Genomic DNA, 14,985 nt, shown 5'->3' with positions numbered 1-14,985 from the left:
TTCAGTCCAGCAACTCCAGCCCGGCGTGGGCCTCCTGGCGCAGGGCCTGGCGGATGCGCTCCAGCACCGGCATGCGGTTGAACGATTTGCGGCAGATCAGCACCACGCGGCGCTTGGGCGTCATCCCGGCAAAGGGCAGATAGACCACGTCTGCGCGGGGATCGGCCGCCAGCGCCAGCGCCGGCATCAGCGTGATGCCCAGGCCGCTGGCGACCATGTAGCGGATGGTTTCCAGGCTGGTGCCTTCGAAGTTGTGGCGAATGCCGCGCCGCTCGGAGACCAGGGGCGAGAATTCGGGCGAGACCGCCAGCACATGCTCGCGGAAGCAGTGGCCGCTGCCCAGCAGCAGCATGGGGTCGTCGCGGATGTCGGCCGGGTGCACCGGCGTGCCGCGCTGCGCCAGCGGGTGCGCGGAAGGCAGCGCCACAAAGAGCGCCTCGTCGTAAAGCGGGCTGACGCTGAGGTGCGCCGCGTCGATGGGTTCGGCCACGATGGCGCAGTCCAGCTCACCCGAACGCACCTGCTCGAGCAGGCGGCTGGTGTAGTTCTCCTGGATCAGCCAGCGCATGCCCGGCGCCACACGACGCAGCTGCGGCAGGATGTGCGGCAGCAGATAGGGCGCAATCGTGAAAATGGCGCCCAGGTGCACGGCACTGGCCAGTTCGGTGTCGGCGTCGCGGGCCAGCTCATGGATCACCGTCGACTGCTCCAGCACGACCAGCGCCTGATCGACGATGCGCCGACCGACGGTGGTCAGATGGACTTCGCCCGTGCCGCGCTCGAAAATGCGGCAGCCCAGCTCGTCCTCCAGCTTCTTGATGCCAACGCTGAGCGTGGGCTGCGATACGTCGCAGGCTTCGGCCGCGCGGCCGAAATGCAGCTCGCGGGCGACCGCAACGATGTAGCGCAGCTCAGTCAGCGTCATGGCGTTTGCGGGTTCAGACCACGCCCAGCTTGCGGTTGATGATCCACTGCTGGGCGATGGACAGGATGTTGTTCGTCAGCCAGTACAGCACCAGACCAGCGGGGAAGAAGAAGAACATCACGCTGAAAATCAGCGGCATCATCCACATCATTTTGGCCTGCATGGGGTCGGCCGGCTTGGGGTTGAGCGCCACCTGCAGCATGCTGGACGCCGCCATCAGCAGCGGCAGGATGAAGTAAGGATCGCGCACCGACAGATCGCTGATCCACAGCATCCAGGGCGCACCGCGCATCTCAACGGTGGACAGCAGCACCCAGTACAGCGAGATGAAAAACGGCATCTGCAGCACGATGGGCAGGCAGCCGCCGACGGGGTTGACCTTTTCCTCGCGGTAGATGCGCATCATTTCCTGCTGCATTTTCTGCGGATCGTCCTTGTGCTGGTCGCGCAGCAGCTGCACGCGCGGCGCCACAGCCTTCATCTTGGCCATGGATTTGTAGGCGCTGGCGTTGAGCTTGAAAAACGCCAGTTTCAGCAGGATCACCAGCACGACAATCGACCAGCCCCAGTTGCCCAGGATGCTGTGAATGTGGTGCAGCACCCAGTAGAGCGGCTTGGCCAGCAGGGTGAGGAAGCCGTAATCCTTGACCAGTTCCAGCCCCGGCGCGGTGGCGGCCAGGACATTCTCCAGCTGCGGACCGGCATAGAGCTGCGCGTCCAGGCTGTAGCGCTGGCCCGGTGCAATGCTGGGCAGCTGGATCACGCTGGCGGCCGAATACAGGTTGTTGGAAACCTTGCTGAATTTGAAATGGCGCTGCAGATTGTTGGGCACCACCCAGGCCGACACAAAGTAATGCTGGATCATGCCCACCCAGCCATCGGCGTAGGCGCTGGGAAATACTGCGCTGTTCTTGTCAATATCCTTGAAATTGATCTTGTGGTATTTGGCTTCTTCGGTATAAAAGCCTGGGCCCGTGAACGTGGAATAGAAGGACGAATGATCGTCCGGCGGATTGCCATCGCGCAGCAGCTGCAGGAAGAGGAATGGCGATACCGCTTCGCCCGAGGTATTGACGACCTCGTGCTTCACCTGGACCGCGTAGGTGTCCTTGTCAAACACAAAGGTCTTGTTGAGCTGCACGCCGTTGACCACTGGCGACTGGAACACCACCGACACCTTGCCGTCGCTGCCCGGCGTGACCGGGCCCTGGACCCACTGCATGGCCGTGAACTGGTTGGGCAGATCCTTGCCGCCCGCGCCGATCAGGCCCGACTGCGCCCAGTAGGTGCGCTCGGGGGAGTAATCGAACAGCATCTCGCTGCGCGACTTGTCGGCCTGCGTGGGGTAGTTTTTCAGGCGCAGCTTCACCAGCGTGGCGCCCTGCTTCGCAAACGTCGCCTCGACCACATCGGTGTTGATGGTGACGGTGTCACCGTCCTTCAGCGTGATGCCGGACGGCGTCCCGGGCGCCGGGGCTGCGGGCGTGGCCGCTGCAGCGCCTGCTGACCCCGCAGCAGGCGGCAGCGCCTGGTTGTCCTGCTGGGGCTTGGCCGCTGCATCGGCCGTCTGCGTTTTGGCGGGTTCAGGGGAGAACATCGACGGATGCCCGGTATAACGCTGCCAGCCATCCCACAGGAAAACCAGTGAAACGGACAAAATGAACAGCAATATGGTTCTGCGGATGTCATTCATACTCTAAAACCGGAAAAAACCCAAACACGACGCCCTTTCGGGCACAGGATCCCAGCCGCCAGGCGACCACGGGTGACAGCGGCAGAGGCGGCGTACAGCCAGACAACTGCCCAGATAAGGCCCGTGCTGGCGAATGGCCTCAAGCCCATACGCCGAACAGGTGGGCAGATAGCGGCAGCGCGGGGCCAGCATCGGACTGATGCCCCACTGGTAGCCCCGGATGAGGCCCAGAAGCAGCGCCGAAAGCGCCCGCCTCAGCATGCTGGCGACGCCCGGAGCAGCTCGCATGGCCCATGCGGCTGATGAGGCACCGGCCCTTGCACTTTGGCACAGCGCGCCTTCAGGCGCTCGCCCAGCCGCTGGAACTCCTGCGCGAGCTGCTGCTTCCACAAGGCGTGCGCCAGTGCACCCTGACGCTTGTCACGGCAGGATTGCAGCAGCTTGGGACTGATCTGCACAAAAGCCATGCGTGGCGCCACGGGATGCTCCAGGCGAACAAAGCCGCTCCACCACACACGGCCCAGCCGCTTGATGGTGTTGCGGTCAATCGCGCGCTTCACCCAGCGCTTGGGCACGCTGATCACCAGCTCCGCAGCGGGCTGCTCACCCGCAGCGGACACCAGCATATTGATTCTGAAATGATCGCCAGAGGCCCGGATGGGTGATTTCAGACAATCACTCACCTGCGACGCCATGGCGCCTTTTTTCAGAGCCATACACCGCTCCGCCCAGAAACAAGAATCCGGTCTTTCACGCCGAGCGAAAGACCGGAAATGCAGTGCGCAGGATTCAAAATCAGCGCGCCATCAACTGGGATTTGGCAGAATCAGGTAATCAAAGACCAATCCGCTTGCGGCCTTTGGCGCGACGCGAATTAATCACCTGACGGCCACCCTTGGATTTCATGCGGACCAGAAAGCCATGGGTGCGGGCGCGACGGATTTTGGAAGGTTGATACGTGCGTTTCATAATCACTCACCTGATAAAGATTCAAAAATAAGTCGGAATTGACAAAAAAGCTTTTTCTCAAGAGAATCACCTTTTGTCTTCAAGATTTCTGTTTTGATGTTCTGTGCCGGAGCTTGTCGGTGAGGTGTCTGCTGCAGGCGCTGCCTGAACCAGAGTGTTAGCCCACATCGGCTGACCCACCTGCTGACATTTCCTTTTTGCTTTGACCTGCCAGCAGATGCTTTTGGTCAAAAGAAAACCCTTCATTGTATCACAACTTGGCTTCGTGTCAAGCGCTTTCCATGCCAGCTTCACCCGTCGACTGGGAATCCGTCAAAGACCGTTTGACCCAGGATATTCCGGCTCCGCTTTTCAATACCTGGATCCGCCCAGTCACCGGAGAACTGATCGCGGACGACACATACTGCCTGTACGTCTCCAACCGGATCGCTCAGGATTATATCAAGCGTAATCTTCAGCCACGCATCACGCAGACGCTCAAAGAGTTCGGCTTTGAAGGTGCGATCCAGATCATCGTTCGCCCGAAACCGGTTTCGTCGATGCCTGCAGCGCCAGGCATGACAGCGGGTCCTGCGCCTGCAGGCACACGGCCAGCCAAACCGGCAATATCACGGACAGAGGGCCCTCCCGGGATCAGGCCGGCGCAGCCCGAGAAAAATTCCCCCGAACCGGCATCAGCCGATGCCGAGAGCAGCGGGCCCAAAAAAGACGGGCGGCGCAAATCGCGCAAAACCAACCTCAAATCCCAGTTCACGTTTGACAATTTCGTGGGCGGCAAATCCAACCTGCTGGCCACCTCCATCGGGCGACAGATTGTGGCGGGTGACGGTCCGAGCTTCAACCCGCTGTACATCTGCGGGGGTGTGGGGCTGGGAAAGACCCACCTGATGCACGCGATCGGCAATGCCCTGCACGAAAAGAACAAAGAAATGAAGGTGTTCTACGTATCAGCCACCGATTTTGTCACCGACGTGGTCAGCAACTACCAGAACAAGACCTACGATCTGATCAAGGAAAAATACTCCGACCTGGATCTGCTGCTGATCGATGATGTTCAGCACATCGCCGGCAAAGAGCGTACGCAGGAAGAGTTCTTTCATATTTTTGAAGGCATGCTGGCGCGCAAAAGCCAGGTGGTCCTGACGAGCGACACCTTTGTCAAAAAACTGAAAGTGTCCGAGCGCCTGAGCAGCCGCTTTATGGCCGGTGTCGAGGTTTATATCGAGCCGCCAGAAATCGAAATGCGCGTTTCCATCCTGCTGCAGCGCGGCCGCGAAGTCGGCATTGCGCTGAAAAACGAGGTGGCTTTTTTTATTGCACAGAATTTCAAGAACAACGTGCGTGAACTGCACGGCGCCGTCAAAACCCTGGTCGCCCAAAAGAAAGCTTACGGCATCAGCGACAGCGATATCAGCATTGATTTTGTCAAGCAGGCCCTGAAGAACATCCTTCAGGTTCAGAATACGCAAATATCGGCCGAAATCATCCAGCGCAAGGTGGCCGAGTTTTACAACATCAAAATCAGCGACATGCACAGCAAGGTGCGCACGGCCAAAATCGCCAAACCCCGCCAGATCGCGATGTATCTGATCCGTGAGCTGATCCAGATGAGCTACCCCGACATCGGGGGCCACTTTGGCGGCAAGGACCACACGACCATCATTCATGCCGTGAAAAAAATCACCTCCGAACGCAACCTGAACAGCGACCTGAACAAGGAACTGCACCTGCTGGAACAGATGATCAAGGAATAAGGGTGTGGACAGCCCCGTGGACAGTCTGTGAACAACGCCATCCTATGCACAGGCGCTGCTATGATCGCCCACTTATCCCCAATCCGGACAGGTTCTGCCAGTGCACTTATGCACAGCAAAATTTTCTCCAAGTTGTTGTTTTTAAAAGTTTTTAATCTTATTCACGGCACAATGGACTCTCTATGACAACGACGACTTTTAAAATATCCAATCACATAGTCATAGACGGTCTGAGCAACACGCACACGCTGCTCGACCGCAAGAACAACATCCACCTGCTCTCGTCGGTGCTGGTCAGCGTCGCGAACCGGCGCGTGGTGTTCTACGTGAACGACATCCAGAACCAGGTGCAGTACACCCGGGAAGACGTGGATGTCGATGTGGCACAGCCCTTTTCTTTCCTGATCAACGGCAAACGGCTGCTGGACATCCTGAAAACCTCGAACCCGGATGCGCTGATCGGTTTTGAGATTTCAGACCATCGGATCCGACTGAGCATCGGACGTTCGCACTTTGATTTCTCGTGCCTGAGCGTGGAAGATTATCCCCACGAACCATTTGCAGAGAATCCGGAGCAAAGCGATCAAAAGCGTCTGGACATCAGCAGCAAGAACATCATCGCCGGCATCGAATCCACCAGTTTTGCCATGGCAGTGCAGGATGTCCGCTATTACCTCAATGGCCTGAACCTGACTTTTGACGAACAGGGCCAGCTGAAATTCTCTGCAACCGACGGTCACCGCATGGCCATCACCCGGCTGCCACACGACGGTGATAAACAGGACATTGAATGGATTCTGCAGGCCAAGGCCGTCCAGGAAATCATGCGATTTGCCAAGCAGACAGAGGGCGAGAAAATTGCCTTTTACAGCCAGGGCAACAGCATTGAATGTCATTTTGCCAATGGCGTGAAATTTCGCACCAAATGCATCGATGGCAAATTTCCCAACGTCGACAAAGTCATTCCCCGTGAAGGGCTCAGCCGAATGACCCTGCGCCGTGAGACGCTGTTGCAGGCGCTGAAACGGGTGGAACTGTTCACATCAGACAAGTTCAAAGGCATCAAGTTTCTGTTCAGCCCGGAAGGTCTGGCGCTGCACGCCATCAACAACGAGAATGAAGAAGGTCGTGAATTCATTGAATCCGCAGATATCCCATCCAGCCTGGAAATTGGCCTGAATGTGAATTATGTGCTGCAATATCTGACCACGGCCAAAGGGCAGGAGATCGAAGTCTCCGTCAAAGATGCCAACACCCCGGCGCTGTTCCGGGAAACCGACCGGGCCGACGGAGAGAATATTTACGTCGTCATGTCGATGAAGATCTGACCATTTACCGCCAATCCGGTCAGCCGCCCTTATTTTCAGGACAGTCCATGAGTTCTTCCCCCAGTGATACCCCCAGCGATTACGGCAGCGATGCCATCCAGATTCTTGAAGGACTGGAAGCCGTGCGCAAGCGCCCTGGCATGTATATCGGTGATACGTCAGACGGTACCGGTCTGCACCACCTGGTGTTCGAGGTGGTCGACAACTCCATCGACGAGGCGCTGGCCGGACATTGCGACGATATTGTCGTGACCATACACAGCGACAATTCGATCAGCGTCCTGGACAACGGCCGAGGGATACCCACCTCGGTCAAAATGGATGACAAGAATGAGCCCAAGCGCTCGGCCGCCGAAATCGCGCTGACAGAGCTTCATGCGGGGGGCAAGTTCAACCAGAACAGCTACAAGGTGTCGGGCGGTCTGCACGGCGTGGGCGTGAGCTGCGTCAACGCCCTGTCGCGCTGGCTGAAGCTGACCGTGCGACGCGACGGGCAGAAAAACGCCATCGAATTCGAGCGCGGCGTGCCCATGGGCCTGGACGTGATCGAGCGCGACGGCGCACTGGTGCGACCCATGCGCGCGCTGGGCGCCAGCGAACGCACGGGCACCGAGGTGCACTTTCTGCCCGATACCGAGATTTTTTCCACGGTCGAGTTCGATTACGACATCCTGCTCAAGCGCCTGCGCGAGCTGTCGTTCCTGAACAACGGCATCCGCATCGAGCTGCGCGACGAGCGTCACAACCGCAACGACGTGTTCGCCTTCGATGGTGGCGTCAAGGGCTTTGTCGACTACATCAACAAGACCAAAAAAGTCCTGCATCCGACGGTGTTCTACGCCGCGACCGAGCGCATCAGCGACATCGGCACGCCCGTGGCCTGCGAGGTGGCCATGCAGTGGAACGACAGCTACGCCGAGAGCGTGTTGTGCTACACCAACAACATCCCGCAGCGCGACGGTGGCACCCACCTGACCGGCCTGCGCGCGGCGATGACGCGCGTCATCAACAAGTACATCGAGGACAACGAGCTGCTCAAGAAGCACAAGCTGGACATCTCGGGCGACGACATGCGCGAAGGCCTGTCCTGCGTGCTCAGCGTCAAGGTGCCGGAGCCCAAATTCTCCAGCCAGACCAAGGACAAGCTGGTCTCCAGCGAGGTGCGCGGCCCGGTCGAGGAATGCGTGGCCAAATCGCTCAGCGACTACCTGCTTGAGAACCCGAACGACGCCAAAATCATCTGCAACAAGATCGTTGACGCCGCCCGCGCCCGCGATGCCGCCCGCAAAGCGCGCGAAATGACGCGCCGCAAAGGTGTGCTGGACGGCATGGGCCTGCCGGGCAAACTGGCCGACTGTCAGGAAAAAGACCCCAGCCAGTGCGAGATCTACATCGTCGAGGGCGATTCCGCCGGCGGCAGTGCCAAGCAGGGCCGTGACCGCAAGTTCCAGGCCATCCTGCCCCTGCGCGGCAAGATCCTGAACGTGGAAAAAGCGCGCTACGAAAAGCTGCTCTCCAGCGACGCCATCCTGACCCTGATCACCGCGCTGGGCACGGGCATTGGCAGCGACGAGTTTTCGCTGGCCAAACTGCGTTACCACCGCATCATCATCATGACCGACGCGGACGTGGACGGCGCACACATTCGCACCCTGCTGCTGACGTTTTTCTACCGCCAGATGCCCGAGCTGGTCGAGGCCGGGCACATCTACATCGCCCAGCCGCCGCTCTACAAGGTCAAGCAGGGCAAATCGGAACGCTATCTCAAAGACCAGAGCGATCTGGATGCCTTCCTGACCGAAGTGGCCATGGACGGCGCTTCGATCCGCGTGGGCGACGCCGGATCGGGCAGCACCATCGAAGGCCCCGCCCTGCGCGAGCTGGTGGACGAGTATCTGCGCCTGCAGGCCCTCAAGGCGCGCCTGGTGGCCATGATCGACCTGGACGTGCTGGAAGTGCTTTTGGGCGGCGTACAGCCCGTTCTGGACACGCTGGAGACCGCCCAGACCACGGCGGCGGCCATCCAGGCCGCCAACCCGGGCCTGCACGCCCAGGCGCTCATTCATCCCAAGACCGAGCTGCCGGCCGTGCGCGTGAGCAAATTCATCCACGGCAACGAGAAGGCGTCGCTGCTGACCAAGGAATTCGTGGACGGCGACGACTGCCGCCAGCTCTGCGCCATCGGCGCGCACCTGCGCGGTCTGCTGGGCACGCAGATGGTGATCGAGCGCGGCGAGGGCGAGCGGCGCAAGACCCTGGTCACTGGCAGCCTGGACACCGGCATGAACTGGCTGCAGGACCTGGCCGTGTCGCTGGTTTCGCGCCAGCGCTACAAGGGTCTGGGCGAGATGAACCCCGAGCAGCTGTGGGAAACCACCATGGACCCCACCGTGCGCCGCCTGCTGAAAGTGGAGATCAAGGACGCCATCGAGGCCGACCGCATCTTTACCATGCTGATGGGCGACGAGGTCGAGCCCCGCAAGCTCTTCATCCAGGACAACGCGCTGCAGGCGACGAATCTGGACGTGTGACCCGATGTTTGACGGCGGCTGATCCCGGGGCTGTTGTGGGCCCGTCCCGGGGTTAGCCCCAATGCGTGCGCTGTCACTCTTCTGGTGAAATGCCTGTTCGTTTTTTGACAGGTCATTTCCCACTTCCAGGAGTTTCCATGCGCCGCACTTTTCTGAAATCCATGCTGCTGGGCGGGGTTGGGGCCAGCCCGCTGGCGGCGGCCCTGCTGGGTGCGCAGTCTGTGCAAGCGGCCGAGACGCTGAAGTTCATGGTGCCGTCCAACCCGGGCGGCGGCTGGGACACCACGGCACGGGCCTTGGGCAAATCGCTGCAGGAGGCCGGCCTCTACAGCGCCGTCACCTACGAGAACAAGGGCGGCGCCTCCGGCACGCTGGGTCTGGCGCAGTTCCTCAACGCCAGCAAGGGCGACCCCAACGCCCTGATGATGATGGGCGCCGTGATGTTGGGCGGCATCATCAGTTCGCGCTCGCCCTTCTCGGTCACGCAGGCCACGCCCGTGGCGCGCCTGACCAGCGAGTACAACGTCTTCGTGGTCCCGGCCGAATCGCCCATCAAATCCATGAAGGATCTGGTGGACCAGCTCCGGAAAGATCCGGGCAGCGTGAAATGGGGCGGCGGCATCAAGGGTTCGACCGAACACGTCGCGGCCGCCATGATCGCCCGCTTCCTCGGTCTTGGCGCCGACAAGATCAATTACATCCCCTTCAAGGGGGGCGGTGAGGCCACGGCGGCCATTCTGGGCAACAACGTCACGGTGGGTGGAAGCGGCTACAGCGAGTTCCAGCAGTACATCGAATCGGGCAAGATGCGCGCCATCGGCATCACCGCCGACAAACGCCAGCCGGGCATCAACGTGCCGACGCTCAAGGAGCAGGGCGTGGATGTCGTCATCGGCAACTGGCGCGGCGTGTACGCGGCTCCAGGCGTCACTCCGGCGCAGCGCGAGGCGCTGACGCAGGCCGTGATCAAGGCCACGCAGACGCCTTCCTGGAAAGAAGCGCTGCAGAAGAACTCCTGGACCCCTGCCCTGCTGACTGGCAAGGCCTTTGACGATTTCGTCACCCAGGACTTCGCCTCGCTGCGCGCCATCATGGTCAAGTCCGGCATGCTGGGATGAAGGCCAACGCCAACACCTCGTCGTTCGCGCCCAACCGGCCGGGCCACGAGCCGCTCAAGCCCTTTCACCTGAAGCAGCAGCGGGCCCTCGCGGTCGCAGTGCTGCTGCTGGGGCTGGGCCTGGGCGCAGGCGCCGCCATGATCGCGCCGGAATCGGGCTATGCGGGCATCGGCAGCAACTTCCTGCCCTGGGTGGTCAGCGCTGCGCTGGTGCTGTGCGGGGTGCTGCTGTGCCTGCAGGCCTGGCGCGGCGGTTTCCAGCACCTGGAAGAGCCTTCCGGCGCCGAGCGGCCCGACTGGCACGCCTGGGCCTGGGTCAGCGCGGGCATCGGTCTGAACGCGCTGCTCATGGTGAAGTTGGGTTTCGTGCTGTCCTGCCTGCTGTGCTTTGTGCTGGCCGTGCGCGGCCTGCGCATCGCCGAGGGCAAGCCCGCGGGCCATGTGGCGCAGACGCTGAAAGACACCGTCACCGGGCTGTGTCTGACGGCGCCGGTGTTCTGGCTCTTCACCCTGCTGCTGGGCATCAACCTGCCCAGCCTGACCGGCACCCGCTGGCTGTAAGAAAGACGCATCAATCATGCTGATGGACACCTGGACCCAGCTGCTGGGTGGCTTTGCCACGGCCGGCACACCGATCAACCTGCTGTGGGCCTTTGTGGGCTGCGCGCTGGGCACGGCCATCGGCGTGCTGCCGGGTCTGGGCCCTGCGGTCACGGTGGCCATGCTGCTGCCTTTGACGTCGCAGGTGGACCCGACGGCCTCGATGATTTTCTTCGCCGGGATTTACTACGGCGCCATGTATGGCGGCTCGACCACCTCCATCCTGCTCAACACGCCGGGCGAAACCGGCACCATGGTGACGGCGCTGGAAGGCTTCAAGATGGCCAAGAGCGGCCGGGCGGGCGCAGCGCTGGCCACGTCGGCGATCGGCTCCTTCGTGGCGGGCACCATTGCCACCGTGCTGGTGACGCTGTTTGCGCCCGTGGTCTCGACCTACGCCGTCCGCCTGGGTCCGCCGGAATACTTCTGCCTGATGCTGCTGGCCTTCACCACCGTCAGCTCGGTGCTGGGCAAAAGCGCCCTGCGCGGCGTCACGGCGCTGTTCATCGGCCTGGCCGTGGGCCTGGTCGGCATGGACCAGATCTCGGGCCAGATTCGCTACACTGGCGGCATTCTGGAGTTCATGGACGGCATCGAGGTCGTGCTGATGGCCGTGGGCCTCTTCGCCGTCGGCGAGGTGCTGTACAACGCCATGTACGAAGGCCGCAGCGTCAACGAAATGAACCGCATGAACAAGGTCCACATGAGCCGCTCCGAATGGCGCCGCTCCTGGCCGGCCTGGCTGCGCGGCACGGTGATCGGCTTTCCGTTTGGCACCGTGCCGGCCGGTGGCTCCGAAATCCCCACCTTCCTGAGCTACGCCACCGAGCGCAAGCTCTCGAAACACCCCGAAGAATTCGGCACAGTGGGCGCCATCGAAGGCGTTGCCGGCCCCGAGGCGGCGAACAATTCGGCGGTCACCGCCACGCTGGTGCCGCTGCTGACGCTGGGCATTCCCACGTCGGTGACGGCGGCTGTGCTGCTCAGCGCGCTGCAGAACTACGGCATCCAGGCCGGGCCGCAGCTCTTCCAGAACTCGTCGGCGCTGGTCTGGGCGCTGATTGCGTCGCTCTACATCGGCAACGTGATGCTGCTGGTGCTCAATCTTCCGCTGGTCGGCCTGTGGGTCAAGCTGCTCAAAATCCCCAAGCCGCAGCTTTACGCGGGCATCCTGGTGTTCGCCTCGGTGGGCGTCTACGCCATGCGCCAGAGCACCTTTGACGTCTTCATGATGTACATCATCGGCCTGCTCAGCGTCATGATGCGGCGCTTTGATTTCCCGGCTGCGCCCGTCATCGTCGGCATGATCCTGGGGCCGATTGCCGAAGTGCAGCTGCGCAACGGCCTGTCCATGGGCGAAGGCAGCTGGACGATTTTCCTCACCCGCCCGGTCAGCCTGACGCTGCTCATCATCACGGCCAGCGTGCTGCTGCTGCCCGCGCTCTTGCGCTGGCGCTCCAGCCAACGCTGAGTCATATACGGTCTTCGCCTGCGGTATGCTGCGGGCGATGAACCGAATCCTGCTGATCCCTTCCCTGTCTTTTCGCACCCTGATGGCCGCCTGCGCACTGGCACTGGGCCTGGCTGCGGCGCCTTCCGCCCAGGCCGACACCCTCACCGTCGCGGCCGCGGCAGACCTGAAGTTCGCCCTGGACGAGATCGTCACCGGCTTCGAAAAAGCCCACCCGGGCGACACCGTCAACGTGGTTTATGGCTCGTCGGGCCAGTTCCAGGCGCAGATTCAGCAGGGCGCGCCGTACGATCTCTTCTTCTCGGCTGACATTGCCTTTCCGCGTGCGCTGGCGAAAGCGGGGTTTGCGGCCTCGAAAGTCGTCCCCTACGCGCTGGGCCGCATCGTGCTGTGGAGCCCCACGCTGGACGCCCGCAGCATGACGCTGCAGAGCCTGACCGACCCGCGCATCAAACACATCGCCATCGCCAACCCGCGCCACGCACCCTACGGCCAGCGCGCTGAAGAGGCGCTGCGCGCCGCCGGGCTCTGGGATGCGCTGCAGCCCAGGCTGGTGTTTGGCGAAAACATCGCGCAGACGGCGCAGTTTGTGCAGACCGGCAACGCGCAGATCGGGGTGATTGCGCTCTCGCTGGCCAAAAGCCCGCAACTGGCGCGGCTGGGCGGCTATGCGCTGATCCCGGAATCAATGCACCAGCCGCTGGAGCAGGGCTACATCATCACCCGCCGCGCGGCGGACAGCGCTCTGGCGCGCCGCTTCGTGCAGACGGTGGACAGCCCGGCCGCCCGCCAGGTGCTGGCGCGCTACGGCTTCGAGCCGCCCAAATCCCCCGACGTGGCCAAGGCGGCGCAGGATGCTCTCGCCCGGTGACTGGCAGGCGCTGGCGCTGACGCTGCGCCTGGCGGGCGTCGTGACGCTGATCCTGCTCGTGCTGGGCACGCCCATTGCGTGGTGGCTGGCGCGCACAGCCAGCCGCTGGAAAGGGCCCATCGGCGCCGTGGTCGCGCTGCCGCTGGTGCTGCCGCCCTCGGTGCTGGGCTTTTATCTGCTGCAGGGCATGGGGCCGTCCGGGCCGCTGGGCCAGCTGACGCAGATGCTGGGCCTGCCGCCCCTGCCCTTCACCTTCTGGGGTCTGGTGCTGGCCTCGGTGATTTATTCGCTGCCGTTTATGGTCCAGCCGCTGCAGACCGCGTTCGAGGCAGTGGGCGACCGGCCGCTGGAGGTCGCGGCAACGCTGCGCGCATCGCCACTGGACGCCTTCTTCAGCGTGGCTGTGCCGCTGGCCGCGCCGGGCTATCTGACGGCAACTGTGCTGACCTTCGCGCACACGGTGGGCGAATTTGGCGTGGTGCTGATGATCGGCGGCAATCTGCCGGGCATCACCCGCGTGGCCTCGGTGCAGATCTACGACCACGTCCAGGCGCTGGATTACGCGCCCGCGCACCGGCTGTCGGCGGTGCTGCTGCTGTTCTCGTTTGCGGTGCTGCTGCTGCTCTACGTCTGGCGCCCCGGCGCGCGCACGGCGGTGCGGCCGGGCCGGTGAGAGGCGCCGAATGAATCCCACCGAAGGCCCTGTCGAAGCCTTTATTGACGCCCGCTTTCGTCTGGCGCGTCCCGGCTTCGTGCTGGATGTGGATTTACGCCTGCCTGGGCGCGGCGTCACGGCCGTGACCGGCCCGTCGGGCTGCGGCAAGACCACGCTGCTGCGCTGCATGGCGGGCCTGGAGCGCGCGCCAACGGGCCGCCTGAGCGTGAACGGCCTGCTCTGGCAGGACGCCAGCGTGTGGCTGCCGCCACACCAACGAACGGTCGGCGTCGTCTTCCAGGAAGCTAGCCTGTTCCCGCACCTGAGCGTCATGGGCAACCTGCGCTACGGCCTGAAGCGCAGCCAGGCGGCCTCGCGCGCGGCGCTGGAGGAGACGCTGGATCAGGCGATAAACCTTCTGGGCATCGAACCGCTGCTGGATCGGCGGCCGAATGGGCTGTCGGGCGGCGAGCGCCAGCGCGTGGCCATCGCCCGCGCGCTGGCCACGGGCCCCAGCCTGCTGCTGCTGGACGAACCCCTGGCCGCGCTGGACCACCGCCGCCGTCAGGACATCCTGCCCTACCTGGAGCGCCTGTCCAGCCAGCTGGCCCTGCCCATGATTTACGTCAGCCACGCGCCCGACGAGGTGGTGCGCCTGGCCGACCATCTGGTGGTGATGGCGGACGGCCGCGCCACGTCCAGCGGCCCGCTGGCCGAGAGCCTGGCGCAACTGGACGCCCCGGTGCGCCTGGGCGACGAGCCCGGCGCCATCCTGCGCGGCACTGTCGCCGAAGTGGACGCGCACTGGCACCTGATGCGTGTGGATCTGGACGGCCGCCCTACCCTGTCACTCTGGGTTCGTGACCATGATCTGCAGCTTGGCCAGCGCCTGCGCCTGCGCGTGCTCGCCAGCGACGTCAGCCTGGCGATCCAGCCGGGGCAGACCAGCATCCAGAACGTGCTGCCTGCAAGGGTGGAGGCGATTGCGGGTGATGATCACCCGGGTTCGGCGCTGGTGCGGGTGAGGCTGGTGGGTGCCGGGGGAAATCCGCTGCTGGCGCGGGTGACTAG

At 62.7% G+C, this 14,985-nt stretch carries 14 protein-coding genes; 9 read left to right on the top strand and 5 right to left on the bottom strand.

The features are described 5' to 3' along the window. Position 1 precedes the first annotated feature (1 nt). The 5 genes from RV045_RS06410 to rpmH form a co-directional block, all read right to left on the bottom strand. Positions 2 to 925, bottom strand: coding sequence for a LysR substrate-binding domain-containing protein (locus tag RV045_RS06410; RefSeq protein ID WP_423234949.1), 924 nt, complete (start codon positions 923 to 925; stop codon positions 2 to 4). Between the two features lie 13 nt (positions 926 to 938). Continuing rightward, positions 939 to 2,618: a membrane protein insertase YidC gene (gene yidC / locus RV045_RS06405; protein WP_423234948.1), complete on the bottom strand. Its 1,680-nt coding sequence runs from the start codon at positions 2,616 to 2,618 to the stop codon at positions 939 to 941. Positions 2,619 to 2,621: 3 nt separating this feature from the next. Beyond that, entirely contained in the window at positions 2,622 to 2,879 is a 258-nt protein-coding gene (gene yidD / locus RV045_RS06400) for a membrane protein insertion efficiency factor YidD (RefSeq protein ID WP_423234947.1), read from the bottom strand. After that, a complete protein-coding gene (locus RV045_RS06395; RefSeq protein WP_423235073.1) occupies positions 2,873 to 3,313 on the bottom strand; it encodes a ribonuclease P protein component in 441 nt (146 codons plus the stop codon). The genes yidD and RV045_RS06395 overlap by 7 nt, the downstream gene beginning before the upstream one ends. A 139-nt stretch (positions 3,314 to 3,452) precedes the next feature. Next, positions 3,453 to 3,587, bottom strand: coding sequence for a 50S ribosomal protein L34 (rpmH, locus tag RV045_RS06390; RefSeq protein WP_423234946.1), 135 nt, complete (start codon positions 3,585 to 3,587; stop codon positions 3,453 to 3,455). A gap of 281 nt (positions 3,588 to 3,868) precedes the next feature. Here rpmH and dnaA point away from each other — a divergent pair, with 281 nt between their 5' ends. From dnaA to modC, 9 genes are all read left to right on the top strand, one after another. Continuing rightward, positions 3,869 to 5,341 (top strand): chromosomal replication initiator protein DnaA, encoded by a 1,473-nt coding sequence (gene dnaA / locus RV045_RS06385; RefSeq protein ID WP_423234945.1) that lies wholly within the window; start codon positions 3,869 to 3,871, stop codon positions 5,339 to 5,341. A gap of 182 nt (positions 5,342 to 5,523) precedes the next feature. Beyond that, positions 5,524 to 6,669, top strand: coding sequence for a DNA polymerase III subunit beta (dnaN, locus tag RV045_RS06380; RefSeq protein WP_423234944.1), 1,146 nt, complete (start codon positions 5,524 to 5,526; stop codon positions 6,667 to 6,669). A gap of 47 nt (positions 6,670 to 6,716) precedes the next feature. Next, a complete protein-coding gene (gene gyrB, locus RV045_RS06375) occupies positions 6,717 to 9,200 on the top strand; it encodes a DNA topoisomerase (ATP-hydrolyzing) subunit B (protein ID WP_423234943.1) in 2,484 nt (827 codons plus the stop codon). A 137-nt stretch (positions 9,201 to 9,337) separates the two neighbouring features. Then, positions 9,338 to 10,318, top strand: a complete 981-nt coding sequence (locus RV045_RS06370) for a Bug family tripartite tricarboxylate transporter substrate binding protein (RefSeq protein ID WP_423234942.1) — start codon at positions 9,338 to 9,340, stop codon at positions 10,316 to 10,318. Beyond that, positions 10,315 to 10,878 carry a tripartite tricarboxylate transporter TctB family protein gene (locus tag RV045_RS06365; RefSeq protein ID WP_423234941.1) on the top strand — a complete coding sequence of 188 codons (564 nt, stop codon included), beginning with the start codon at positions 10,315 to 10,317 and terminating at the stop codon, positions 10,876 to 10,878. The genes RV045_RS06370 and RV045_RS06365 overlap by 4 nt, the downstream gene beginning before the upstream one ends. A 22-nt stretch (positions 10,879 to 10,900) precedes the next feature. Further along, on the top strand, positions 10,901 to 12,388 hold the full coding sequence (locus RV045_RS06360; RefSeq protein WP_423235072.1) for a tripartite tricarboxylate transporter permease: 1,488 nt from the start codon (positions 10,901 to 10,903) through the stop codon (positions 12,386 to 12,388). Positions 12,389 to 12,425: 37 nt separating this feature from the next. After that, positions 12,426 to 13,259: a molybdate ABC transporter substrate-binding protein gene (gene modA / locus RV045_RS06355; RefSeq protein WP_423234940.1), complete on the top strand. Its 834-nt coding sequence runs from the start codon at positions 12,426 to 12,428 to the stop codon at positions 13,257 to 13,259. Next, complete coding sequence (gene modB / locus RV045_RS06350; RefSeq protein WP_423234939.1) at positions 13,243 to 13,932, top strand: molybdate ABC transporter permease subunit; 690 nt, start codon at positions 13,243 to 13,245, stop codon at positions 13,930 to 13,932. Before modA ends, modB begins: the two co-directional genes overlap by 17 nt. A gap of 10 nt (positions 13,933 to 13,942) precedes the next feature. Beyond that, positions 13,943 to 14,985, top strand: a 1,043-nt coding sequence (gene modC, locus RV045_RS06345; protein WP_423234938.1) for a molybdenum ABC transporter ATP-binding protein, incomplete at its 3' end; no start/stop codon positions are given.

The sequence above is a fragment of the Amphibiibacter pelophylacis genome, from assembly GCF_037688875.1.
GTDB lineage: Bacteria > Pseudomonadota > Gammaproteobacteria > Burkholderiales > Burkholderiaceae_C > Amphibiibacter > Amphibiibacter pelophylacis.
This window is presented reverse-complemented; position numbering and strand designations above follow the sequence as displayed.